This is a genomic window from Nitrospira sp. BLG_1, assembly GCF_047338595.1.
Lineage (GTDB): Bacteria > Nitrospirota > Nitrospiria > Nitrospirales > Nitrospiraceae > Nitrospira_D.
Genome location: NZ_JBLFBO010000011.1, coordinates 1 through 26,661, shown reverse-complemented (window position 1 = coordinate 26,661; position 26,661 = coordinate 1). Strand labels below are relative to the sequence as shown.

Sequence of the window (26,661 nt, the reverse complement as noted above, 5' to 3'; positions counted from 1 at the left end):
TCCGGTCACCTGGACAGATAAAATCGAACGTTATGGTATGCGCGACAGCAGTTTCTGATAGGACTGTTTGAGTTCGTGCAACGCACTGTTCATGCCATCCTGCACATCCTGCCATTTCTTATCAGTGGTCTGCTTCAGCCCATCAAGCTGTTCCCTCACACCGTCCTTCTTTTTCTCTAATTCATTGAGCGATTTCTGCAACTCCGCCCGGGTAGATGCCGATGCGTCTGCCACTTTCCCGCGTAATGCGGCGATCTGCTGCTGAAGTGCCGCAAGTTCCTCCTGCGCTTTCCGTTGAAATGCCGTTTTTTGCTGATCCGTATACTCCTTGGTGGCCTCGATTGTCTCACGCGCTTCCTTGACGATCTTGTCCGTCCCGACCGTCGACTCAGCTCGAACGTTCTGACAAATCATCAAACCAGCTATCGAAACCCAGAGCATTCCTGTCGACCATCGCATCGCCTCTCCCTCCCTAGAAGGAGTCAGTATAGTCAGGACTCCGGGCAAAGTCACGACTGCTAAACTTTCCTGGACGAGCAACCGACAAAGCACTGTCTGGAACAGCAGGGTCACAACCTGGGAGCCCCTCTATGCCCCCTGAAACACAGCCAGCCTGTTCTCCACTCGAGCAGCTTGAACAGGCTCTCATACAGAAAATCAAGACAGGGGAAATTGAGCTTCCACTCTTGCCGCAAGCCGCCAGCAGAGTGATGGCGCTCGCGTCAGATCCAAGTGCCGATGCGGCAAAGCTCTCCGCATTGATCCATCAGGACCAAGCCCTTGCCGCTCATGTGTTGAAGATTGCCAATTCGCCGGCCTACATGCCCAGGAGTCCGGTCGTTTCGCTCCAGCACGCAGTCGCTATGTTGGGAATCACCTTGCTATCTGAAATCGCCTTTACCGCATCATTAAAGGTCGGTGCGTTCCAGATACCGGGATATGAGAATGAAGTCAAACAGCTCTGGCGACATTCGTTGGCCACCGGGGCCTTTGCAAAAGAAGTCGCCCGTGTGAAACGTATGAATGTCGAAAGCGCATATCTCTGTGGACTCTTACATGAAATCGGCAAACCCGTTGTCCTGCGGATAACCACGACGATTGCTCAAGACAAAAAAAACGATTGGGTCAAAGCACTGGCCACGATACTGGACAACAAATCTCACATCAAGACATTGATCGAGGGCTACCATACCCAGGTGGGCGTTCTGATCGCCGGTAAATGGAGTTTGCCCAAACAAGTGGCGGAAGCGATCCAATACTACGTGGATTACGAGCACACCACCGCCTTCCGCCAGGAATGCATGCTCACCTTTGTTGCAGATCGATTGGCGAGCCACCTCCTCACGCCGGAAGAAATGCCCGAAGACAGTCTCCGCGATCATCCAGTATTCGCTGAGTTGAACCTGTACCCTCCAGACGTCGATAAACTGCTGACCACCAAAGAGCAGGTCTTAACCATTGTGAATGCCATGAACCTATGAGCATACCAACTACGTACGACATCATCGTGATCGGAGCCGGTCCAGCCGGCCAGAAAGCTGCGGTCCAAGGGGCAAAAGCCGGCAAACGGGTCGCCCTTATCGAACGAGAACGTGGGATTGGAGGAAGCTGCGTCTATCGCGGAACCATTCCAAGTAAGACATTGCGAGAGAGCGCCCTCCATCTTGATCGACTCAAGCGAGCCGGTGAAGCCTTACAGTTCAATCTGAAACCAGATACCCAAATCTCCACGCTTCTCAGTCGCCTTGAACAGGTCGTCCAAGCTCATGATTCATTCATGAGCAAGCAACTCCGCCGAAACGGCATCGCCTTGCTCCATGGTCGAGCACGATTCGTCAACCCCCGCACCATCGAGATGCAAACCGTCGATGGAGCCTCTCAACAATTCACGGCAGACACGATTGTCGTCGCAACGGGATCACGCCCGAGAAATCCCAACGACATTCCTGTCGATCATGAGCACATTCTCGACAGTGACTCGCTCCTCTCGATGCTGTACCTCCCTCAATCATTGACCGTCGTGGGAGGAGGGGTGATCGGCTGCGAGTATGCCTCGATCTTTGCGTTATTGGGCGTGGAAGTCACACTTGTTGACCGCGCACCCTACCCGCTGCAATTCATGGATAAGGAACTGGTTGACCAGTTTGTCAGGGGACTGGAAAACCATGGCAGTCATTATTTCGGCGAGAGCCAGATCGCGGATGTGCGATGGGACGGGGTGACGCATGTCGTCACCACGCTCAAGAATGGGACCATCATCAAGAGTGAAAAGATGCTGGTCGCCCTCGGACGGCAAGCGAACATTGAAGATCTTGACCTTGAAGCAGCCGGCATTACCCTCTCAGACAACAGGCTCATCCCGGTTAATCAATATTGTCAGACCACGATGGAACACATCTATGCCGTCGGCGACATGGTCAGTGGACCGGCTCTCGCATCAAAGGCAATGGAGCAAGGACGACGTGCCGTCCGGCACGCCCTCAATCTCCCAATCGGGGACGCCGCCTCCACCATCCCACTGGGGATCTACACCATTCCCGAAATGGCCAGCATTGGATTGGATGAGATGGGTGCCAGAGAGCGATATAGGGATCCGCTTGTAGGGCGGGCGAAGTTTGAGGAAATTGCCCGTGCACAGATCTCAGGTGGTGGTCAGGGTCTGCTCAAGATGATCGCCGATCCGGCCGGTGAACGGCTGCTCGGTGTCCAAGTGGTCGGCGATTCCGCAACGGAGCTGGTCCACATCGGACAACTCGCACTGCAAAGCGGCACAACGATCGAATCGTTCATCGACAACGTCTTCAACTTTCCAACCTATGCCGAAGCCTACCGCATCGCCGCGCTGGATATCCTGGGCCAAGTGGCAAAACGCCAGGCGGCGAAAGCCGCATAGCACGGTTGTCTCGCACTACCACCGGCGAAACACAGCCGACGCTGAGACATTCGGTGGCGAATCGTCGCACTCTAAGCATGCACCGCCAGCCATGCCTCTACCGTGTTCAGCGCTCCTTCTCGAGTCTCGGTCCTGAGGGGAAACCGTTCCCTTGATAGAGACCTGATGGGGAAGTACCCTTCTTCACCGCTTGAGCCATCCAGCAACCCTGTGCTCACCGATAAAACGGTCCGTAACAAGCCTTGTCTTCAAGTTACTGACTTCATTGACCGATATCGCCGTGAAAGACCTTCTTCACGGGGTAGCTATGCGACCGTCACGCTTGTGGTCTGTCCGACGGCTGTTTCAGCCAAGAGATCTCCTGGTCCTAGGCATTACGCTGATCTTGCTGTGCGAAGGGACATCGCATGGAACAGCTGCCCCTGAACCGGTCTCTCCGGTCCAAACAGACTCTGCTGCCGACCCAGCCATGGATCTGCCCCTCGACCTTCCAACACCTGCCAATGGCAATCCTCAGGCTCCCCCCACCGATTCAGCCCTGAGTGAAAGGACGCTGTTCGATGAAATCCCCTCGGTCTACGGCGCCGCCAAATACGATCAGAAAGTCCACGAGGCGCCGGCTGCCGTGACCATCATTACCGCTGAACAAGTCAGGAAATACGGGTACCGAAACTTCGCCCAGATTCTCGATAGCGTTCCGGGCTTGTTTACCAACACGGATCGCAATTATGGCTACCTGGGCATTCGAGGGTTCAACCGGCCTGGCGATTATACCTCACGCGTCCTGTTATTGATCGATAACCACCGCATCAACGATGCCGTTTTTGATCAAGGGGGGACTGGCACGGAGACACCCATTGACATCGACTTGATCGATCGCGTTGAGATCATCAAAGGACCAGGCTCCTCCCTGTATGGAACCAATGCACTCTTTGGTGTTGTGAATGTGATCACCAAACGTGGTCGTGATCTCAAGGGCACCGAGGTATCCGGAGAAGCATCAAGCTTCAACACCTATCGAGGCCGCCTCAGCTACGGCAATAAATTCTCGAACGGCCTCGAAGTGCTTCTCTCCGGTTCGTATTCCGACAGCGAAGGCCACCGGGAATTGTTCTACCCAGCGTTTTCGTCGATCAATAACGGCATCGCCAAGTATGCCGACCGAGACAACCTGTATTACTACACCGGCAAACTCTCCTATGGTGATTTCACCCTCGCGGGCGGTCACCAATGGCGCAAGAAGAACGTCCCGACCGCCGCCTTCGGAACACTGTTTAATGATAATCGCCAACTGACAGTCGATGAACGAACCTATCTGGATCTTGTCTATCAGCATGAGTTCAGCAATCACCTCAATGTGAAAGCGCGGCTCTATTTTGATCGGTACTATTATTATTCGGATCTCCCCTATGACTCCGGAATCAGCAACCCACCGTCTATTCTCAATAAGGATGTGACCGAAGCTGACTGGTGGGGGGCTGAACTCACGGCCACAAAACGATTCTTCGACCAGCACAAGCTCACCGTCGGAACAGAGTATCGGGATCAATTTCGCCTCAATCAGAGTAACCGGGACATCAACCCTCCGGCGACGTACCTCGACGACAAGCGCCGTTCCAGCTTCGTTGCAGCCTATCTGCAAGATGAATGGACGATCATGGACCATCTGACGTTGGTCGCGGGTGTGCGCCATGACCACTACAGTACGTTTGGAGGCACGACAAATCCTCGGGTGGGACTGATTTCCACCTGGAACAAGACCACGGTGAAACTGCTGTACGGACAGGCATTTCGGGCGCCGAACCCCTACGAACAGTTCTACGTGACAGGCTCCACCTTCAAGGTCAATGCGAACATCCAACCCGAAAAGATCAAGACCTACGAGCTCGTCGTTGAGCAATACCTCGGTCATCACTTCCGCGCCTTGGGCAGTCTTTACCAATACAACATTTCCGGCCTGATCAGTCAGACGACTGATCCCGTCGATGGCAAGCTCTTCTACGATAACGTGGATGACATCACTGCGCGGGGTGCGGAATTCACGGTCGAAGGGAAATGGCCGTCCGGTCTTGAAGGACGAATCAGCTACGCGATTCAGACCACGCGCAATGACCAGATGGATCAGATCCTCACCAATTCCCCTCAGCACTTGGCGAAGACCAATCTGATTGTCCCGATTGTTGGCGATAAGCTCTTCGCCGGGTTCGAAGGCCGCTACACAAGTTCGCGCCTCACACTCGCAGGGAATAACGCCAGTCCGTTCTACATTCTCAACCTATCGCTCTTCAGCCAAAAGCTCATCAGGGGATGGGAGCTCTCTGCCCACATCAACAATTTGGCGAACCAGAAATATGGTTATCCTGGTTCTGGTGAACATCGGCAAGACATCATTGATCAAGACGGTCGAACCTTTTGGGTGAAACTGAAATACAGGTTCTAGAGACAGGCTCGATGAAGATTGATCTCATAACCTCAGCCATGCCAATAGCACGCTCAGGGTTTATTCTCTGGCGGTTACGATCACTCTATGGCATGGTTCTCGCCGCAACTCTCTTCACCGTGTGGGAATGGCCATCATACGAGGCTGCAGCAACCGAAGCCCCACCTCCTGCCCAAGTCGACTCAGTCTTGGATCTCCCACTCGAACTTCCGGCCCCAGCGACACCCGGCACAGGAGAATTCATCACCGATTCAACTTCGAACGAAAAAACATTATTCGACGATATCCCTTCGGTCTACGGAGCAGCCAAATACGACCAGAAAACCCATCAAGCTCCGGCCGCGATCACCATCATCACAGCGGAACAGATTCGCAAATACGGCTACCGAAATTTTGGACAAATTCTGGACAGCATTCCTGGACTTTTTACGAACACGGATCGAAACTACGGGTATTTGGGAATCAGAGGGTTGAACCGGCCGGGCGATTACAACACTCGCGTCCTCATTCTGGTTGACAATCATCGACTCCAAGACTCGGTCTATGATCAAGCCGGGGTCGGGACTGAACTCCCCATCGATGTGGACCTGATCGATCGCGTTGAAGTCATTAGGGGGCCCTCCTCCTCCCTGTACGGAACGAACGCCTTTTTGGGGGTCATTAATATCATTACGAAACGAGGAAGAGATATTAAAGGCGTTGAGCTATCAGGGGAGGCATCCAGTTTCAATACCTACCGAGGTCGACTGTCCTACGGGAACAAATTTGCAAACGGGGTTGAGATGCTGCTGTCGGGTTCCTATTCCGGCAGCGAAGGCCATCGCGAACTTTCTTACCCGGTCTTCGCATCCATCAACAACGGCATTGCCAAAGACAACGATCGCGACAATCTGTACTACTATTCGGGAAAGCTCTCCTATTCTGACTTCACCTTCACAGGCGGTTATCAATGGCGGAAAAAAGGCGTGCCGACCGGGGCATTCGGAACCGTCTTCAACGACCAGCGCTTCACTACCGTCGATGAGCGTTGGTACATGGACCTGGCGTACCAACACGAATTCTTCAGCCAGGTCAATGTCAAAGCCCGGCTGTACTACGATTATTACTACTATCATGGATTTTACCCCTACGACTATTCCGGGATCGGACTCACACCCTTTACCCTGAACAAAGATGTCGTGCAAGCTCAGTGGGCAGGGGGTGAACTTACCCTCACCAGACGGTTTTTCGATCGACACAGGATCACGGTCGGTACGGAATATCGCAGCAACTTCATCGTCAATCAAAGCAACCGGGATATTGATCCGCCTGCAACGTACCTCGATGACAAACGCCGGTCCAGTTTTATTGCCGGCTATGTCCAAGATGAGTGGTCCATCACAGATCATCTAGCGTTACATGCCGGATTCCGTCATGACCAGTACAGTACGTTCGGCGGCACCACCAATCCCCGTGCAGGCCTCATCTACACCTGGAAAACCACCGCCGTTAAACTCCTGTATGGACAGGCATTTCGAGCGCCCACGGCCTATGAACAGTTCTATGCACCGGGAACGTCGGTCAAAACCAACCCAAACCTCAAACCAGAAAAACTCCATACTTACGAACTTGTCCTGGAACAGTACCTGGGTCGGCATGTCCGTGCGCTCGGCAGCCTCTATCAATACAACATTTCCGACTTAATCGTTTGGACCGCTGACTCGGCCGGTACGTCCTTCTTTGATAATGTGGATGACATTAGCGCTCGAGGTGTCGAGCTCACGATGGAAGGCAAATGGCCGACTGGGCTCGAAGGTCGAGTCAGCTATGCCTTGCAGACCTCTCACATGGAACGAACTAAACAGCGACTCACGAATTCTCCCCAACACCTGGTAAAAACCAACCTGATCGTCCCACTCATTCCCGACAAGCTCTTTGCCGGATTTGAAGGACGATACACCAGTTCTCGGCTGACCCTGGCCGGAAACAACGCCAGTCCGTTCTACATCCTCAACCTGTCGTTGTTCAGCCAACACCTCATCAAGGGCTGGGAACTTTCCGCCCATATCAATAACGTGATGAATCAGAAATATGGATACCCAGGTGACGAATCGCATCGGCAAGACATCATCGATCAAGACGGACGAACGTTCTGGGTGAAACTGAAGTATCGCTTTTAAAGACTGATGATGACGCACGGCCTCACAGACTTTGTAACCCTCTTGACGCGAGCCATCACGCTCGTGGTCTTGGTCCTCACGCTGCCCGTCGGACTCGTCAGCGCCGAATCCAACCGCATCGTTGTGTTGAGCGGGCAGGACTTGAAACCGTATCAGGAGGTGTTGACCGGGTTCCAACAGTCGTTGGCCAAACAGGGAATCACGCTCACTGTGGAAATCTATCCTCTGCAGGGAAACCAGGCAAAGACTCAGGACGTGCTCGCAGATGTGAAACGTACCGGTGCCAAATTGGTCGTGACCTTGGGAAACCAGGTGACACAGGCAGCCGTGCGAGAGATCAGCAACGTACCGATTTTGGCTACCATGATCGTCACACCCGATGAGATACGGTCTTCTCCCAACGCCACCGCTGTCCTGCTTGATTTCCCCATCGAGACACAACTCCAGTGGCTGAAGCGAATCATCCCCACTGCCGGCACGGTAGGGGTTCTCTTTAATACTAAAGAAAACCAGCTCAAGGTGGACGCCGCGTCAAAGTCAGCAAAGGGAGCTGGCCTGACGCTCGTCCCCAAATCCGTTGATTCACCCCGTGCCCTTCCGGATGCCCTGGACGAGGTCACCCGAACAACCGATGTGTTGTGGGGCATTCCCGATGCGGTCGTGATGACGCCACAAACAGCAGAACCTATTCTGCTGAACACCTTGAAAAGCAAAGTTCCGTTTGTCGGGCTGTCCACCTCATGGGTGAAGGCAGGAGCTCTTTACGCGCTCGACCGCGATTATCTGGACATTGGTCTTCAAACCGGGGAGCTGGCCGGCAAACTCCTCGGCGGGACCAGTGTGAGCTCACTGTCTCCCACGTACCCGCGCAAGGTGACCTATGTGTTAAATCTAAAAACAGCCGGTGTGATCAACCTTGAACTTCCACCGGATCTGATCAAGGGAGCATCGCACGTCTTCCAATGAGGCACGGCTTATGAGAATACGTCTCGGGCTTCGAGGCATTGTGAATCTAATCACCATCAGCCTTGCGGTGATCACCGTCGGCATCGCCTGGTCCGTCATTCAACGAGAAACCACGGTTCGCCATCAGGATCTGGTCGACGAAGGGCTCACCATTGCCGCCCTGGTAGCCGAGAACAGCGAGTATGCGGTCTACACCGAAAACCAAGAGGCTCTCAGGCGGGCGGTGGCTGGGCTCAACTCGATGTCAGACGTCGCATACGTCTCCATTTCAAACGGAACGAATCAGACTCTCCTGGAACAATCCTTTGCGGCCTTAGGGGCTGCTCCGGTACCACAGCTACGCAGCGCGTCGGCGCCGACTCACACGCGGCGCACCGAGATGATCGCCGCTGGCGGAGTCGACTTCGTTAGTATTGTAGCTCCGATACTCAGTCGCACCACTTCGTCCACCGACCCGCTCTTTCTTGAATCGAGCCATAACGGTTCCTCGTCAGCCGTTATTGGATACATCCACATTGTCTTGAGTCTGCAGCCCCTGCAAGAGTATTTGCACCAATTCATGATTGAGACCGGCATGCTCGTGATTGTGGTACTCCTTGTCGGTCTGCTGCTTGCGTTCGTGCTGATGAGAACAATCACCCACCCCCTGCTCGCATTAACGAAGGCAACCGGGCACGTCGCAGAAGGCCGGTTCGACATCGATATCTCCCCCGGCGGAGCTTATGAGGTAGATCAGTTGGCCTCTTCCTTCCGTCAGATGACGGCTCAACTCAAGGCCTCTCAACAGCAAGTGATTAACTACCAACAAAGCCTGGAAATCAAAGTTACCGAGCGGACCGAACAGCTCGAAGCAGCAACCCAAGAGGCTCGCCGATTGGCCAAAGAGGCGCAAGCCGCGAGCAGAGCCAAATCGCAGTTTCTGGCGAACATGAGCCACGAAATCCGCACGCCGATGAACGGGGTGCTCGGGATGACCGAGCTCCTGGTGACCACTCAACTCACGGAACGCCAGCGACACATGGTCGATACCGTTCACCGATCCGGCACCGCCCTGCTGGGGATTATCAACGACATCTTGGACTTTTCCAAGATCGAGGCCGGCAAGCTCGAACTGGAACGGATTACGTTCAGTCTCCGTCAGACGATCGAAGAAGCCGTGGAGCTTTTTTCTGAGCCGGCGGCTAAAAAGGGATTGGAGTTGACCTGTTTCGTTCCTGAGAAGACACCTGATGCCGCAATCGGTGATCCGATACGACTCAGACAGGTACTCTTGAACCTCTTAGGCAATGCCGTGAAGTTCACTGAACGAGGGGAAGTCTCTTTATGGGTCCACTGCCTTTCCACGGACGCTGAAGGGATAAGACTGAAATGTGAAGTGAAAGACACCGGCATCGGGATCACTGACGAGGCCAGAAACCGAATGTTTTCAGCATTTTCCCAGGCAGACGGTTCAACCACCCGACGGTTCGGCGGCACAGGGCTCGGCTTAGCAATCGTCCGGCAATTGGTGCACCTCATGGGAGGGGAAGTCGGAGTTGAGAGCCTGCCCGGCCACGGCTCCACCTTCTGGTTCACGATGCAACTGGGATATGACCCAACACGCCAGGCAGCGAACGCGCCACCGACTCGATCGCTTGCCGGAACCAGAGTCCTTATTGTGGACGACAACGCGACCAATCGATTTATTCTGGACTCTCAGCTGAAAAGTTGGGAGGCCGAGACCGTCTGCACCGACGGTGCCGTAGCCGCATTAGAACAACTGAAACAGGCCGTGGTCGACGGCAAACCAGTCGACATGGCCATCCTTGACATTCACATGCCAGACGTCGACGGCGTCATGCTGGCTCGCATGATCAAAGCCGACCCCGTACTTACCAACATTCCACTGTTGGCGCTCAGCTCAGTCGACCAACAGTCTTGTATGGGTGAGTCAGGATCATCCAACTTTTTCGCGTGGCTCCAAAAACCGGTCCGACAGGCCCTGTTACGGGATTGTTTATTGCGCCAACGATATGCCGACACAGAGGCCGTTCCACGACCTGAACTCCCGACACCACAACCCATAGCCATCCATAGCCGAATCCTGCTCACCGAGGACAACCCGGTCAACCGCGAAGTGGCGCTGGGGATGTTGGAGCTACTCGGTTGCCGCGTCGACGTGGCTGAGAATGGCCGTCAAGCGGTGGAGGCTGTCTCGAAGCGGCACTACGATCTCATCTTGATGGACTGCCAGATGCCTGAGATGGACGGGTTTGCCGCAGCCACTGAGATTCGCCGTCATGAAGCAGCGAGCGGCATAGGCCAGCATGTTCCCATCATCGCCTTAACCGCGAATGCCTTGGAAGGTGATCGGGAAAGGTGTCTGACGGCTGGGATGGATGACTACCTCTCAAAACCGTTTTCGCAGGACAGCTTGCAAGCCACCATACGACGATGGATGAATGCGCAACCACCGGATGCGCTGCCCAACCCGCAGGCACTCAATGAACAACTCGCCTCGACGACTCCCTTGGGAATCCCCGTCATCGACGACGTCGTCTGGAAGAATCTGCTGGCCATGGAACGAGCCGGTCGTTTGAGCGCCCTGCACAAGATTCTCTCACTCTACCTCTTAGATTCCAGGAGGCTTGTTGGAGTGATGCGCAAGGCCATCCAGGCAGGAGAAGGGACTACGCTCATAGACGGAGCGCACCAATTAAAATCAGCGAGCGCACAAGTCGGGGCTCTAGCCGCCGGCTTTCAAGCGGGAGAAATCGAGCGCCTGGCACGGGCACAGCAGCGGGATGCCGCCGCTAATCTGCTGGACTCGCTCGAAGAAAGCGTCGAGCTGGCCTGCAAGATTTTTGAAGACAGACTGCGAGCACGAGCGGCATGATTCTTCACGGCGGTGGCGTTATGCGGCTTCACTGGCATCTTTCGCCTTCTGGTAGGGTTCCTTCTCCAATTCCGTCGTCACCGCACGAAGCCGAGCCCATTCCTCTGCCCCGAGGTTCACAAACTCACATCCAAAGCTACCGTCTCGATACCATCGGACGATCGCGTGAGAGATCACAATGGGCGATTCATGATCAGACACGTGAACACGAATCTGAAGCACCGTCCCCGGATTCACCTCAATTAAGCTCCGGACACGACAACCTCGCAGTGAGAGTTCGTTCAATGTCCCATCGCCAGAAATAATGTTTGCCGAGCTGAACGAGCTCCGAAATCCAACGGGGAATCGTTTACCTTTTCGTTGTTCCATGTGCACCTCTCTCCTCACGGATGTACGCCCTCATGGAGGACGTTCGTTTACGCGACATCATCTAGGCCGCTTGTCTTCCTCGTCTCTCCGCATCGACCCGAGTAAGGCACTGCACAAATTCTTCCGCCGGCATCGGACGCCCGAAGTAATGCCCTTGTGCTTCATCACATCCCTGTTCACGGAACATCTTCAACTGCTCTTCATGCTCAACCCCTTCCACCAACACCGTCAGGTTCATGCTATGCGCAAGGGAGACAATTGCACGAGAGATTGAAACATTGGCCACATTGTGCGGCACATCACACGCGAATGATTGGTCGATTTTGAGCATATTCAAAGGAAACCGTTGTAAGTGACTCAAGGACGAATAGCCTGTCCCAAAATCATCGATCGACAGTCGAACTCCTATCGCTCGCAATTCCTGCAGCATCTCAATGGACGTTTCGACATGCCGCATAGCGATTGACTCAGTCAGCTCCAACTCAAGAAATTCCGGACCAAGCTGGGTCTCTTCCAACGTTCGTGACACGGCGCTCACCAACGAAGCCCCATGGAAGAAAGAATTGGAGACATTGACCGACATGCGGATCGGCACATAACCGGCATCTTGCCACGCCTTGCCTTGCCGGCATGCCATGCCCAACACGGCTTCATCCAGCTTTCGAATCATCCCTGTCTCATTGGCGACAGGAAGAAACACGGCAGGCATCAGCAAGCCACGCACAGGGTGATGCCATCGCACTAATGCCTCTGCACCTACAATTCTCTTGCTTCGGATATCGACTTGGGGCTGGTAATACACGGTGAGTTCGTGATGCTCCAGCGCCTTCCGCAGATCATTCTCCAGTTCAAGTCGCTCCGCAGCCATAGAGTTCATAGTCGCCGAGTAAAACTGTGCGTTGTTCCGACCTCGCTCTTTCGCCTGATACATTGCGACATCAGAACTCTTCAGCAATTGATCTACTGAGTCTCCATCGGTCGGAAAGATGGCAATCCCCACACTGGTGGTGACCGAAATCTCATGGCCGTCGATCAAGAATGATCGTGCCAGCGACTCTAGGATACGCCTGGCAACCATCCCGGCATCCTGAACCTGTCGAATGTTCGTCAACAGGACCGTAAACTCGTCTCCTCCTAAGCGGGCTAATTCATGGGCCTCACCCTTCTCGACCGACCGACTGACGGAGTCGCTGTGCCTGACTGACTCTGCCAAGCGATCCGCAACCTGCTTCAACAGCAGATCACCGATGTTATGGCCTAACGTGTCGTTGATGACCTTGAACCGGTCCAGGTCGAGAAACAAGACCGCAAGCGTTGATCGGTAACGCCGCGCATGGGCGAGCGCTTGTGTGACGCGATCTTTGAATAACACACGATTCGGCAACCCAGTGAGACTGTCGTAATAGGCCAGCCGATGGATTTCCCGCTCGGAGCGCTTTCGTTCACTGATATCCTTGGCCGTCCCCACGATCGTCATTACTTTCAGCTGATCATCGAATACCGCCTCGGCCTGCAGATTGACCGTAAACTCGCCTCCGTGCTGAAACACGATCCGGTGATCGATATCACAAGGCTTCCGCTCCGCAAGAATTGATTGCAGCGCTCGATCGACGAGATCGCGATCATCCACATGCACCATCTCGAGAAATGCTTCTTTCGTTTCTCGAAAATCTTGTGATCGAATTCCCATCAACCGACAGAGCTCCGGGGATGCCAAAAACCGCCCCGTGGCGGGGTGCCATTCCCAATTGCCGATCTTGGCAATCCGCTGTGCCAAACCCAGCCGCGCCTCGCTTCGGAGAAGTGCATTGAGCGTAAGACTCCCGCGCAGCATGTACCGGACTCGATGGCCCAGGATCGTCGCATTCGTCGGTTTGGCAATGAAATCCGTGGCACCGTACGCATAGGCACGACCAATCGAGTCCTCATCATCCAGCGCCGTCATCACCAGGATCGGCACACGCTTCCCTTCCACCGACTCACGCAGCTTCATACAGGCGGCAAATCCATCCATCACAGGCATCACGACGTCCATGATGATCAGGTCGGGACGCCGCACTGCAAACTGCTCGAGGGCATGCGCGCCATTGGATGCCTCACACACCTCAAACCCAGCCTGTTCCAAGGCCTCTCGCACGAATAGTCTGATCATCGCCTCATCATCAACCACGAGGACGACGGCCGCCCTTGTCTCATCTACCCCTGACATCTCACCCTCGCTCATACCCTCTGGACTTCATGCAGGTCATCCCTCCTGACGACTCATGCCGCAGACTCCTTCAATAGCCCCTCCATCCCTCGGCTGACGAACTGCTGTGCGGCATCAACCCAAGCCGTCGAATCGACACACGACGCAGTGGAGAGCGCACGAGATGACTGTGCATCTCATGCACGCTATGCCGAACAAGCGTACGGCACCAATCCGGCCGTTCGACCCTCTGCCCTGACACCTGACGATACCAGCAATTTTTGACGCGTAAAGAATTTGGAGAAAATTCGCTTCGCAGTGCTGCGCACGTGACTCAGGAAATTCTCTTAGCCTAGGAAGGGAGCTGATTCTTATGCAACACGATGCTCAACGCAGCACTTCCCAAAACGTTGATGGCTTCACCCGCAGAACGACGCTCACGATTCGGAATAAAACACGGAGGCTGGCTCGAAACACTGTTCAGCATACGGCCATTCACCGTGCGCCTCTTTTCATGCGACCCACGGATTACCCTTTGATGTTCCCGATTGGACGTAGTTCCGCCACTTTTTTGGTAATGCCTGCACGGTCGACCGTCTCAACGACGTCAGAAATATTCTTGTATGCGAACCCTGCCTCTTCCGCCAAGCCTGACATTGATACAGCTTTCACAAGAATTCCGCGCCGGCTCATCTCCTGCTGAAGCTGTTCGCCACGAATCGATTTCTTGGCCTGCGCTCGTGACATCGTCCGTCCAGACCCATGCATCGTCGACCCAAATGTCTCAGAGACAGCCCGGTCGGTGCCGACCAAAAGATAGGAACCGGTCTCCATTGACCCTCCACAGATAACCGGCTGGCCTGTCTTCTGAAAATCCCATGGTAAGTCCGGACTCCCTGGGCCGAACGCCCTGGTTGATCCCTTGCGGTGGACCAACAGATCTCCTTCTGAATAGCGCTCGACTTTGGCGATATTGTGGGCGACATCATAGACCAACTCCATGCCCAACTCTTCAGCCGACCGCCTGAACACAGTCGCGAAGGCTTCGCGAATCTGATGGGTGATGACCTGCCGGTTGGCGAAGGCCGTGTTGGCGGCGCAGTTCATGGCTGAGAAATAGTCCTGTCCTTCCGGCGAACGGAACGGAGCGCACGCGAGTTGCGGATCCTTCACAGAGATCCCATACCGCCGCATCGCCTTCTCAAATATTTTGAGATAGTCGCTGGCAACCTGATGGCCAAATCCACGGGACCCGCAGTGGACCATCACCACAATCTGATCTTGGCCGGTAATACCGAACGCCGTAGCCGTCTCAGAATCGAACACCCGATTGCTGGAGACAACCTGCACTTCCAAGTAATGATTCCCGGAGCCCAGTGTCCCCAGCTGATTGATCCCCCGCCCCACCGCATGATCGCTGATGTTGGACGGATCGGCACCTGCGATACAACCGCCTTCTTCAATGTGCGCAAGATCCCGATGCCAGCCATAGCCTTCTTCAATGCACCACTGAGCACCTCGTGTCATGACCCCTTCGAACGAACCTCGATTCAATCGGATGAAGCCTGCTGCTCCGACACCGGCCGGTACACGCCGGAATAATTCGGTCATGAGACGATCCAGTTTCGGTTGCACATCTTCCAGTGTCAAATCCGTGCGGATCAGACGCATCCCACAATTGACGTCATACCCGACACCTCCGGGAGAAATAATTCCCGACCTGGTATCAAATGCGGCAACACCCCCAATGGGAAACCCATAGCCCCAATGCCCGTCCGGCATGCAGAGCGCATAACGCGCAATACCAGGGAGACAAGCCACATTGGTGACTTGATCGAAAACACCGCGGTCCATCGTCTGTAAAATACCCGGCGTGGCATAAATCCGCGCCGGTACCAACATCCCGGCTTTCTCAGTGACGGGGATCTCCCACACCTCATCGGTCACCCGATTGACCCGCATATCAGTATTCAATTTCATACGTCGACCACCACCTGAGCATACCAGCGCATTCCCTGCTGTTTCACTTCATACAGATGCTTCGTCACCCCCTTCACATCATTGTGGAGTGTCTGAGTTGTCCGGTCCACGGGAGCGCCTCGCAGTACAGCAGCAAGCGTCCATGTGGTGCCTTTCTGAACCACGGAAAGGTCTGCTTCGTGGAACACCACCCCCGCTGCATCTTTCCAATACACCAGATCCGACAGCCATTCAAAGAGCAGCTCGTCAAGAGCTCCACATACGTGTTCAATCCTACGCTCCCACGTCACTGCCACCGTTGAAGGATCGGCCAATGTTTCCAGTAGCGCTTCAGTCGCTCCGTGAAACAACTCCTCCACGGAATCGCCTTCCGCTCTGAAGGCCAGGTCCGCTACCGCAATATCGTCAAGAAATTGATACGAGTGCATTCTGTTCCCGTGAGCCCACTGACAGTATGACGCAACCGGGTTGGCTATTCAAAATGGCCGCTCAGGTTACCATCCTGCCATTGGTGCGTGGCTCGACCGAGCTCGCGAAAGTCAAAGAATCGTCCGGACCTGGATATGTGGAGTGTGTGAGCGAGGCAGAAATGCCGCTGAAAGTGTTTTCCAACAGCAGGCTAGTCGAGCACGAACTGCTTGGGAAAGTTCGTCAGATTCCGGCAGCCGTCCTTGGTCACCAGCACCATGTCCTCGATACGAACCGCGCCCAATCCTGGGTAATAGAGTCCTGGTTCGACCGTGACCACATGCCCTTCTTGGAGGAGCGAACCTGTTCGGCTGATGCGAGGCGCTTCGTGAATGTCCAGTCCCACCCCGTGTCCGGTCCCGTGAAAATACCCCTGCATGCGCCCGTTCACAAGGCCCGTCTGGTAACCGGCCTTCTCGAACCGTGTACAGATACCCTGATGGATCTTCATCCCGTCAGCGCCATCCTTGATTTTCGTGATGGCTTCTTCCTGCGCGTCTTTCACCGTACTATACAGCCGCTTGAGCTCAGGACTCGTCGTCCCTCGGATCACCGTGCGAGACATGTCGGCAAAATAGCGACTCGTGGCAGAGCGAGGAAACACATCAAAAATAATACTGCGATGCGCGGGTAACGGTCCGCTCCCTTCATTATGAGGATCACAGGCCTGCTCCCCACCGGCCACGATCGTATGCTGGGCAATACAGTCTCGTTCCATCAGCTTCACATTTATGAACTTCTTGATCCGCTCAGAGGTCATCGGCTGACCATCCAGCCATAGTTGCGCCCCCTTGATCTCAGCCTTCCGTAACATCGCATGAGCAGCGGTGACGGCTTCCTCCGTGGCCCGCTGAGCCTCCTCGATATGGCGCACCTCTTCCGGCGTCTTCACGACACGTTGCTCATAGAACGGATCCGATTTGGGCTTGAGGCTGTAGCCCCGCTCCTGCAAACGAGCAGCATGGATGACCGGAAAACTCGCCGGCACCGACAGGCGTCGGATCTTCGACTCCTTCAAGACCACATGAACGATATCGACGGCTGTCGGGGCTTTGATGCCCTGTTTCTTGGCCTTCTGCTCGACTTCAGAATACGACAACACTCGATCCACCGATGCCTCGGACCTGGCGCGATCCATTTCCAGATCACTCATCACCATCACCCGTTCGCCTCTGATTTCAAGATAGATGAACGGATCGGGAGCCATGAATCGCGTGGCGTAATAGAGATTCGAATCCTGCTCACTCGCGGCAATGAACAAAGTGGCTACGTCGGGTTGGGACACGGTACTGCGTTTCATGGATCAACTACCTAAAAGTGGACACCCAGCAAGGCGGGAGGAATACGCTCAAGATGCTCAAAATGGCTGCTCGGTGAGGCCGCAGCAAGTGAGAGACTGAGGCGTACCATCGGAGGTACGTTGAGGGACTGAACGCCGCGAGAACGAAGCCGACAAGCATTTTCAGCATCTTGAGTCGGATGCTAGCATGGGGGCGTGAGTCGGTCAAGAATTCGGTCTGACGAAAGTTACGACCAGTTATGGCCGAGCAGGAGCCGATGAAGGCGCAGGTTCTTTTGGCCGCACGCCGGATTCTTCATCCGGCGTCACCAAATCCATCGGCAACGTCAAGGTATTCGTGAGTACATCAACCGCAAGCTGCGCCAATCCTGAGAGACCGGAGGCAAACGACTTCACCGGCAGATAGGTGACCTCCGGATCTTCCAGCCCTCCTTTCACAGTAAACATGGCCGTGGCTAATCCTTTCCGATCTCCTGCGATGATTCGTCCGAAGAGTGGAATTGTCTTGAGAAATTGCGAATAGGATCCAAACGGGCTCACCGCCACTGCAAGATCCAGCTGATCTGTGGGTAAATCATAATTCCCCGCTGCGGTGATCTTGAGGATTGGGCTGTCAATGATTAGATTTTCCGTCTGAAACAGACCGTTTTGGATGGCAATCGTTGAGGAAATTCGGTTGTAGGGGAGCCCCTCTTTTTCCAACTCGACCTTGCCTTGCAAGACGGCAGGAAGATTCAGCAGGCTGATGATTTTCCAGACGGTGCGCTCATTTGTTTTCAGGATTCGTCCGTTTTCCAACAAGACGTCAACCTTGCCATTGAGCGAGGGGTAGATCCCATGGGGATTTCGTCCATGGCCACGAATGGCGCCGCTGATTCGAAGCTCTCCCGACACCCCATGCGCCTGTGCCTTGGCCAGCTGCAAGACATCATCGAATTCCACCCCCGTGGCCCGAAACGAAAGATCGAGGTCAGCCGGCGCGTTTGGTGGAAGCTGCACAACCAACCGGCCCGCCACATGCCCATGACTGGATTCCCCGGACAAACGATCCACATCCAGCACCCCATCCTGAATGGTGAGGCGTGCAGACAGCGCGCTGAGCTTCAGATGTTGGTAATACCCACGTGCCACCGTCGCGGTCATCGTCACGTGACTCGTTGCCGCCAGCGTCTCCAGGAACTCCCGGATAGGCGAGCGCCCGCCCTTGGGAATCAGCAGACTCAGGTCCAGCTGATTCGACTCAATCTTGCCGATGATGGATGGCTTCGCCAGCCAATTGCGAACCGTGGCTTCCATAGCGATATCGCTACCCTGGACTTTGAACGACAGTCGTTTAAGCTCGGCCTCGTTGCGAAGAAATCTGACACGGGCATAGAGCTCCTGAATGTGCCCATCAACTCCCTTGGCCTGCAGCACTCCATTCGTCAGCCCCATCCATCCGGTTATTCGCCACGCCTGCCAGTCTGGCTCCCGGCCTTTGATCTCCAACGAGAGATCAAGGTTCCCCGCTTCAAGTCCGCTCTTGGAGATCCATCTCGGGAGACTGGCAACCGGGATGGTTCCGGTCGCGACTGCCATATCAACCAAGAAACCATTCCCAAACTGCATCGTGCCCTTAGCGGGAATCGTCAAGGACGGGAGAACCAGTGCGACTCGATCCAGCTTGATACTCGCAGTCTGCGGCAGCACCCCTTCAAACTCGACCGTCGCGCGCGACCCAATGGGTTTATCGATCCCCCCAAGCACGACTTTCGCCTCATCCAGCACGATGGATCCTCGGACACGAGGTCTCGTCGTTACACCTGAGAGTGTCGCTGTCGAGCTCAGAGTCCCCTCCAGCATACCCCGATCAATCGCCGAAGATCGGAAGAGCCGAACCATCTGAGTCGCATCACCACGTGTATGAATAGACACATCTTGAAACTGACTGGTCGGCCCACCGGTAATGGTCCCTTGGACCTGCACAGCCATCCCACCAAGATTCCCCGTCACCTGATCCAGCTGAGTTGCGCCATCAGCCAATACAAACCGCCCTTGTAACCCTGTCATCCGCTCCGGCAATGCCGGATGATTGAGGCTAATGTGGCGAGCCGTAATCTCTCCACCGGCAAACGTGATTCCACCTGGTTGATTCAATGGACCAAGAAGGCGAAAGGTTGCAACCGCCGTTCCCTCTGCCTCCCGAACACCGGTAAACACCTGTGCCATCCGCTCCGCTTTGACCGTTTTCGAAAGAAACTCCACCAAAGACGCTGCCCCCATCTCACTCGTCATCTCCAGGTCCAACCACGGGCCTGCATCAAGAAACGACACCTCCGCTTTCCCATCGGTCAGCTGCATCGTCCCATAGTTCCCCGCAATTTTGGAGATACGCACCCGCCCGGTTTCGACCAGAATCACCGCCGCCAAGTCTGTTGCGGCGACATGATCACGACCGATGAGCGCATGACCTTCTTGCACATGAAATTCCCCGGTCGCCGATAACTGAGGACCCGTCGCGGTCGAGCCAGTCAGGGTGGCCTTCACAACCTGTACCTTGCCGTCGATCCGACGTTCTGCCAGCACAGCCGGTAACTGTGGATGGACCCACTCCGGAGAAATGGTTTTCAGCAATTGCGGCAGCGTCACAAGAGAACTGGCGAAGGTCACCGAGAAGGTGGGTTGCGGCGTCAGGACACCGGCAAGACTGCCATTGCCCGTCAGGGTGATCTCGTTCAAGTGTGCGCTCATATCCGATAACACCATGTCATAGCCGGCCACGCCCGGCATGACACGGACGGCACTGCGGAGATTCAACGCGCCTTGGAGATGATCGGACACCGGTCTCGGGCCGAGAAAATCGGCCGCGTCGCGCACTTTAATATCAGCGGCATCAATATGACCGTCGAACTGCAATCCGGGAACTGGTTCCCCCACATCGTCACTCGACAATGCAATGGGGTGTTCCGCCTGCTTGATCCCCCCATCCAAGGACACCCTCGAGACTCCATGCGTATCCTGATGGGACAGCGCCACATGCACATCGGCAACACCCTGCTCGGGCCGAATAGTAATGTCAAACTCGACATGTTCCAGGGTAATGGACCGAACGCCATCCGGTCTGGCCGCATCCGTCACCGTGATTGTGCCATTGACGAGTTTCGCCTGCCTGACCATGAATGTCCGTGCCATCAATGCCATGGTTTGCTGGTCGGTATCCGCTTGCCCGTTTACCCCATCCAGGATGTTCCACCGACCCCGTTCATTGCGACGAAGGGTCAGTCTGGGCTCCTCAATCAAGAGTCGTTTTCCGATAATTTGTTTTTTCAGAAGCGGCAAGAGTCGAAGGACCAGATCGACGCGCTTGGCGGTGAGCACCACTTGCGCCGATTGCGGATCATGAATGACGACTTCTGAAAGTTCCACACGAATGCGAGGAAACACCACAAACTTGACCCGGTGGACATCGATTTTCCGACCAAGACTCTCTTCCAATTGTTCCAGGACGAAGTCCTTGAGATAGTCTTGACCGGTCAACTCTCGCGAAAATACGAGGAAGGCTCCGGCGAGAACGACGAACACGAGTATGCTCAGGAAGGCAAGCCGAAAACGGGACACACCACCCCCTTCGGAGACCGGACAGGATTTCGGCGGCATCTTACCGAATCACCTACATGAAATCTATCAACACAGCAGTTCACACGGAGATTCCTCACGAGCAGAATCATGGTGAAACTCAGTCCCTCCAACTCCAGCCGTACCCCATGCATTACGCACAGGACTTGGCTGTATCAGCTGATGAGCCCACTGCTCATCACTTCTCTATCGAATCTTAAGAGTTGACAGCCACCTGGCATTGGAACTACATCTCTACCTATGCCGATTCACCGTTCCGCAGGCCAGCCGGCACCTCCTTCAAGCCTGGTAGACATCAGCAAACTCCTCTCTGCGTACTGGGCAGAGCACCCGGATCCCTCGGCCCGCGAGCAGCGGGTGTCATTCGGGACATCGGGACATCGCGGTTCTTCCTTCAAGCGAAGCTTCAATGAACGCCATATTGTGGCGATCGCTCAGGCTGTGTGCGAATACCGCGCGGCACAGCGCACGACCGGACCTCTCTATCTGGGCAAAGACACCCATGCCCTCTCCGATCCCGCCTTTGTGACCGTCCTTGAAGTCCTCGCAGCCAATCGTGTGGAGGTGATGATCGACCAAGACAAGGGCTTCACCCCAACGCCGGTCATCTCGCATGCCATCCTGCGCTACAATCGGGACCGAACCTCTGGTCTGGCAGATGGGATCGTCATCACACCATCGCATAATCCTCCAGAAGACGGGGGAATCAAGTACAACCCCCCGAATGGCGGCCCGGCCGATACACAAGTCACCAAGTGGATCGAGGACAGAGCCAATACCCTTTTGACGAACAACCTGCACGGATGTAACCGGCTTCCGATTGAACAGGCAGGACAGGCAGCCACCACACATCGCCATAACTATATCGGAAACTACGTCAGCGATCTGAAGAATATCATCGACATAGCTGCCATCAACGGCGCTGGACTTAAGCTGGGGATCGACCCCCTTGGCGGATCTGGGGTCGCGTACTGGAAGCCGATTGTCCAGCAGTATGGGCTTGATATTGAGATTGTCAATCCAACAGTTGATCCGACCTTTCGGTTCATGCCACTGGATTGGGACGGCAAAATCCGCATGGATTGTTCTTCCCCCTATGCCATGGCCAATCTCATCGCCCTGAAAGATCGCTTTGATGTGGCATTCGGCAATGATGCCGACAACGATCGGCACGGAATCGTCACCCGGTCGGGCTTGATGAATCCCAACCACTATTTAGCTGTCTCGATTGCCTATCTCTTTGCCAATCGTCCCGACTGGAAGTCTGACGCCGGAATCGGCAAGACCTTAGTAAGCAGCAGCCTCATCGACCGAGTCGCGGCCAAACTAAAACGGAAACTGGTTGAAGTCCCGGTAGGCTTCAAGTGGTTTGTGAACGGGTTGCTGGAAGGCTCGCTTGGATTTGGAGGCGAGGAAAGCGCCGGTGCATCGTTCCTCCGCCACGATGGTACCGTCTGGTCGACAGACAAGGACGGCATCATCATGGATCTGCTGGCAGCCGAAATGATGGCCAAGACCGGCAAGGATCCGGCCCAGCTCTACCGAGACCTAACAAGCGAGCTAGGCGAGCCGGTCTACGAACGGATCGACGCCCCCGCCACCCCAGAACAGAAAGCTGTTCTGTCCAAGCTGTCGCCCGAGCAAGTGAAGGCAACGGAATTGGCAGGAGATAGGATCGTCTCCATGCTCACCAAGGCCCCAGGGAACGAGGCATCTATCGGTGGCCTGAAAGTCGTCACCGACAACGGCTGGTTCGCCGCCAGACCGTCAGGGACGGAAGATGTGTACAAACTCTATGCCGAGAGCTTTCAAGGGAAAGAACATCTGAAGCGGATCCAGGAAGAAGCACAGGCCCTCATCGCTCATGCGCTCGCCTCTCAGAGATGAGTGTGCAGACCCTGCGCTGGCCCCTGCCCAGGCACGACTATTGGTCCACACCGTTTGCTGAGTCGTTATTGCAGCACCTCGACCTTCGACCAGGCCTACGAATCCTCGACATTGCCTCAGGCCATGGGATCCCCGCCTTCTATCTTGCCGAACAGATTGGTCCTACTGGTGAAGTGCTGGCCATCGATGTGAGCGCCGGACAGGTCGCTCGTGCGAAGGCTATGCAAGGATCGCAATTGCCATGGCTCCAGTTCGAGTGCATGGACATGCGTTCCCTGCGTTCCGATCTGCCAACGTTTGACCGCATCACGGGAAATCTCTCTGTGATGTTCTTTCGCCCGAACCGGTTCCAGACCGTTCAGGGATTAGTTGAGCACCTCGAACCAGGAGGCCAACTGGTCCTGACCTTTCCATCATATGGAACGTTCGATTCACTATGGCAGAGCGTGGATCAAGCAATGGCTCAGCAAAGACTGATCAAGGAGCGGGAACGATTCCAGGACTATCTGAAAGAACGTCCGTCAGCGCAGGATGGACGAAGCTGGCTTGAGCAACTCGGCCTGGAACGAGTTGGAGCCTTTGAGTACCCGCTTGAAGTGAAGACTGGCGCTGGCCAGAAATTTCTCTATCACCCGCTCCTGCGTGGTGGATTTCTGGATGACGTGTATGAATGTTTCGAAGATCAATACTATGCAGAAGAATTCATGATGAAGATAGCTGAAAACGTCAAATGCTTCACGCCGCTCATCGCACAGCGTTGTGTTTTATCCGGGCGGAAACAGAATTTGGCATAAGTGAATACGATTCACAGCACGATCAGAGCTGTGCATCAGTGGACCAAAACCAATTGAATTAACACCAGTTGAATCGTCGTAGCCGCACGCTACCCTTCTTTGGGCAGTTCAGAAAATCAGTTTAGTCCTGCCTTCCTTTCTCCCAACTCATCACCTGTTTATTTCCGTCAAATTACTTGAGCCCTTCAAGGCTACACGGTGGTTTCCGACAACATATGTCAATCAAGGCGTTTCCGTTAAACATCGATCTTCTCCGCTCAAAGCTCTCCCGATAGTGTTCTTATACTTACTTCTTCAGGGCTGTATTGGAATAGGTGTCTTGGGGATCAAGGATCGATCCAGACCCACAGGAAGTGTTCTGAACTTTTATTCTAAGAGTATTTTAGTACATAACCAAGGCCAGCCCTTACATGCTGATTATGTACGGATTCAGCGGGAAGAGCCGGGATGACATCGTGAACGCCTATCACTGATGAAGGGCTGAGCTATAAAAGACCCAGCTCGCGCAAGTCCCCCGCGCCTCACAGCAACTGAGGATCACGTTGATCCCGGCCTATTCGCCGGAAGCGCGAGGCCTATCGGAACGCGTCTTTTGCACGGTACAAGATAGGCTACCTAAATAGTTGTACCTGGCTGTGATTACGTAGATGGCGGCGGCCAATGATTGAGAATCGCCGGTGAGAGCTATCACGTCAGGTCAGCAGTCGACCGTCACACTCAGAGATCATTTTCTCCCTCGCTTGAAACCACAGAGTAGCCGCATGACCTAACAGTGGTTTAGCAGTGCCTCGCTGTAATAGCCGCCTATACCATGGGCGCATTGGATAATCAGTGTGCCATGGTTTCTTGAGTCCGATATAGTGGATCACGCTAACTGTCATATGATCATTCAGCTCAAGGTCCTTAGCCGGAAAACGTCGAATGACTCGATATCCAAACAGTTTCGAGTAGTCATCGAGATGCTCGGAAAACAGATTGTACTTATGATCCAGGTGAAGGTCCTCCCGATTCGGCCAATCTGGGTAATAGCAATGTAAGAAGGACTGATCACCATGGTCCTTGACAGGTAATTGACCAACCTGTTGCAACATATCACCCAACAACGGAACACTCGGTTCCACGACCATCAGGCCGGAATTGAGAGCGATCCAATCCCGAAGCCAGGGGAGCTGTCCACCGGCGTTGACGGCAGACAAGTGTGGTTTGGAAAACAAGTGATCAAGGTTCGTGCAGACCAGTATATCGGCATCCACATAGATTACCTTCTCGAAATCCAAACCGAAAATACGCAACTTGGTATAGGTCGTGTTCCAGTACGGTTGGCGGTCCTTGCTGGGACTCGGATTCAGAATCGACGCCACACGGTGAATTTCGATTCCAGACGCCGTCAGAATGTCATTTACGCTACGCGGCAGGTCTTCGACGCAAAGAACAACCAACGGGTACTTGGCGCCAACCTGCCGCAGGGAATAGTTGAGGACCAGGACGCCTTCCAAATAATCTGGGGTTGTGAGGACAGTCACATAGGCTCGTCTTCCCACATGCGCTCCTTACTGACGTACTCACGATGGTCTTGATGCCTTCGACCGTCTGAGTCAGCGTTTGCTCGAAAACACGCGTGACACGCCCATCGGTTTCTTGCGGCATCAAACCATCGTAGAGCCAGACGACCGAACTGACAGGCATCTGAATATTGAGGAAGACGTCGGTAGGGGCATGGATCACTGTCATGACCCCAAACACCACAATGAGAATGGCAAGAACCACAGTTGTATTGTCTTGCATAGCTCCGCGTCGCCAATGCATCGGGGCGCTGCTCTGCCACCTGTACGGGTGTAGGAGCCATGACGTATCGAGTGACACAGGAGACTTTTACGTTTTTCATTGCGTTGCCTACATTCTGTCTTCAATATCTGCATCTGCCTTGTGCAAAGTGTTTGCCTAGCAAATCTCCATAACCAACGCCATTCGTCTTTTGAATAAATCCATGTGCTTATACTGGTGAGCTTCACCGATACTCTCGGCCAAGACCTATTTTTCTATTCCCTCCATCAGTTGCACACTGCTTAAAGGAGCGATATCACACGGTCCATACGGTGCACAGTGCTTCAAACGAAGATTGCTATACATCCGCGCCTCTGTTCCTTTGGACATCAGCCCTGTTCTGTACCTAACCACAAATGACAAACAGTGCTTAGTCGCACAGTGCGTAACGTGCGATATAGCTCATTTTCCTTGATTACCAATTGAAGCTTTTGGCATAGTGGGGTCTGTTCAAGGCCTGAGTAGTGGCGGCCATAAAGATCTGGAGCCGTTTGAGATGGCGCTGAGCAGAGTCTTCGAGACGGTGGTTCCCCACTCATTCCAGACCGCTTATCAACCGCTCCCTCGGCGCACACGGGTACAGAGCACGAAGAACCTAAGGAAGAGTGATCGAGATCATCGGTAATCTGCGCGGCCTGTGCGGAGAGTCCCTGTGGCCAGGAAAGGAAGTGCGATGTTGTTGAGGTATGAAGGCGAGGTTGTGGGCGCCGACGGGAAGCCCACAGTTGCTGACGACGGCATCCACGTTGCCAGGCAGCATCTCCCGAATATTGTTCGAGACGAGCGACGCAATTCGGCCTGCGGCCTCTATTCGTAACCCGAGCGGTGCGCGCATGTGCATCTGCAGTAATCCCCCTTTGATTTGGGGGAAAAACTCCTGCCCTTCGAATGCAAACAACACAA

The 26,661-nt window shown here is 54.5% G+C and carries 17 protein-coding genes and 1 pseudogene; 8 read left to right on the top strand and 10 right to left on the bottom strand.

Going from position 1 to position 26,661, the window contains the following annotated elements:
• Positions 1–30 precede the first annotated feature (30 nt).
• Positions 31–459: a hypothetical protein gene (locus ACMTNU_RS11230; RefSeq protein ID WP_413935342.1), complete on the bottom strand. Its 429-nt coding sequence runs from the start codon at positions 457–459 to the stop codon at positions 31–33.
• A gap of 131 nt (positions 460–590) precedes the next feature.
• On the opposite strand from ACMTNU_RS11230, the gene ACMTNU_RS11225 reads away from it, so the two are divergent.
• The 6 genes from ACMTNU_RS11225 to ACMTNU_RS11200 all read left to right on the top strand — a co-directional run bounded on the left by ACMTNU_RS11225 (position 591) and on the right by ACMTNU_RS11200 (position 11,333).
• Positions 591–1,481: an HDOD domain-containing protein gene (locus ACMTNU_RS11225; RefSeq protein ID WP_413935341.1), complete on the top strand. Its 891-nt coding sequence runs from the start codon at positions 591–593 to the stop codon at positions 1,479–1,481.
• The gene (sthA, locus tag ACMTNU_RS11220) at positions 1,478–2,893 is read left to right on the top strand and encodes a Si-specific NAD(P)(+) transhydrogenase (protein WP_413935340.1); all 1,416 of its coding nucleotides are present in this window, start codon (positions 1,478–1,480) and stop codon (positions 2,891–2,893) included. The genes ACMTNU_RS11225 and sthA overlap by 4 nt, the downstream gene beginning before the upstream one ends.
• 307 nt (positions 2,894–3,200) lie before the next feature.
• Complete coding sequence (locus ACMTNU_RS11215; RefSeq protein WP_413935339.1) at positions 3,201–5,333, top strand: TonB-dependent receptor plug domain-containing protein; 2,133 nt, start codon at positions 3,201–3,203, stop codon at positions 5,331–5,333.
• A gap of 11 nt (positions 5,334–5,344) precedes the next feature.
• Complete coding sequence (locus ACMTNU_RS11210) at positions 5,345–7,492, top strand: TonB-dependent receptor plug domain-containing protein (protein WP_413935338.1); 2,148 nt, start codon at positions 5,345–5,347, stop codon at positions 7,490–7,492.
• 6 nt (positions 7,493–7,498) lie between these two features.
• The gene (locus ACMTNU_RS11205) at positions 7,499–8,458 is read left to right on the top strand and encodes an ABC transporter substrate-binding protein (RefSeq protein ID WP_413935337.1); all 960 of its coding nucleotides are present in this window, start codon (positions 7,499–7,501) and stop codon (positions 8,456–8,458) included.
• Between the two features lie 10 nt (positions 8,459–8,468).
• Complete coding sequence (locus ACMTNU_RS11200; protein WP_413935336.1) at positions 8,469–11,333, top strand: response regulator; 2,865 nt, start codon at positions 8,469–8,471, stop codon at positions 11,331–11,333.
• An 18-nt stretch (positions 11,334–11,351) separates the two neighbouring features.
• Here the strand turns inward: ACMTNU_RS11200 and ACMTNU_RS11195 are convergent, their stop codons facing one another.
• The 6 genes from ACMTNU_RS11195 to ACMTNU_RS11170 all read right to left on the bottom strand — a co-directional run bounded on the left by ACMTNU_RS11195 (position 11,352) and on the right by ACMTNU_RS11170 (position 21,274).
• Entirely contained in the window at positions 11,352–11,702 is a 351-nt protein-coding gene (locus tag ACMTNU_RS11195) for a PilZ domain-containing protein (RefSeq protein WP_413935335.1), read from the bottom strand.
• A 61-nt stretch (positions 11,703–11,763) separates the two neighbouring features.
• On the bottom strand, positions 11,764–13,911 hold the full coding sequence (locus tag ACMTNU_RS11190) for a putative bifunctional diguanylate cyclase/phosphodiesterase (protein WP_413935334.1): 2,148 nt from the start codon (positions 13,909–13,911) through the stop codon (positions 11,764–11,766).
• Between the two features lie 507 nt (positions 13,912–14,418).
• Positions 14,419–15,870 (bottom strand): RtcB family protein, encoded by a 1,452-nt coding sequence (locus tag ACMTNU_RS11185; RefSeq protein ID WP_413935333.1) that lies wholly within the window; start codon positions 15,868–15,870, stop codon positions 14,419–14,421.
• Positions 15,867–16,298, bottom strand: a complete 432-nt coding sequence (locus tag ACMTNU_RS11180; protein ID WP_413935332.1) for an archease — start codon at positions 16,296–16,298, stop codon at positions 15,867–15,869. The genes ACMTNU_RS11185 and ACMTNU_RS11180 overlap by 4 nt, the downstream gene beginning before the upstream one ends.
• Positions 16,299–16,489: 191 nt before the next feature.
• Positions 16,490–17,638: a M24 family metallopeptidase gene (locus ACMTNU_RS11175; RefSeq protein WP_413935331.1), complete on the bottom strand. Its 1,149-nt coding sequence runs from the start codon at positions 17,636–17,638 to the stop codon at positions 16,490–16,492.
• A gap of 237 nt (positions 17,639–17,875) precedes the next feature.
• Positions 17,876–21,274 (bottom strand): AsmA-like C-terminal domain-containing protein, encoded by a 3,399-nt coding sequence (locus ACMTNU_RS11170; protein ID WP_413935330.1) that lies wholly within the window; start codon positions 21,272–21,274, stop codon positions 17,876–17,878.
• 219 nt (positions 21,275–21,493) lie between these two features.
• Between ACMTNU_RS11170 and pgm the strand changes: the two genes are divergently transcribed.
• Together pgm and ACMTNU_RS11160 are read left to right on the top strand one after the other, a co-directional pair.
• On the top strand, positions 21,494–23,140 hold the full coding sequence (gene pgm / locus ACMTNU_RS11165) for a phosphoglucomutase (alpha-D-glucose-1,6-bisphosphate-dependent) (protein ID WP_413935329.1): 1,647 nt from the start codon (positions 21,494–21,496) through the stop codon (positions 23,138–23,140).
• Entirely contained in the window at positions 23,137–23,934 is a 798-nt protein-coding gene (locus tag ACMTNU_RS11160; protein WP_413935328.1) for a class I SAM-dependent methyltransferase, read from the top strand. Before pgm ends, ACMTNU_RS11160 begins: the two co-directional genes overlap by 4 nt.
• 692 nt (positions 23,935–24,626) lie before the next feature.
• Here the strand turns inward: ACMTNU_RS11160 and ACMTNU_RS11155 are convergent.
• From ACMTNU_RS11155 to ACMTNU_RS11145, 3 genes and pseudogenes are all read right to left on the bottom strand, one after another.
• Positions 24,627–25,475, bottom strand: coding sequence for a glycosyltransferase (locus tag ACMTNU_RS11155; protein ID WP_413935327.1), 849 nt, complete (start codon positions 25,473–25,475; stop codon positions 24,627–24,629).
• Positions 25,476–25,494: 19 nt separating this feature from the next.
• Positions 25,495–25,719 (bottom strand): annotated as a pseudogene (locus ACMTNU_RS11150) (efflux RND transporter permease subunit); the annotation flags it as partial.
• A 634-nt stretch (positions 25,720–26,353) separates the two neighbouring features.
• A partial coding sequence (locus ACMTNU_RS11145) for a hypothetical protein (protein ID WP_413935326.1) occupies positions 26,354–26,661 on the bottom strand: 308 nt, incomplete at its 5' end.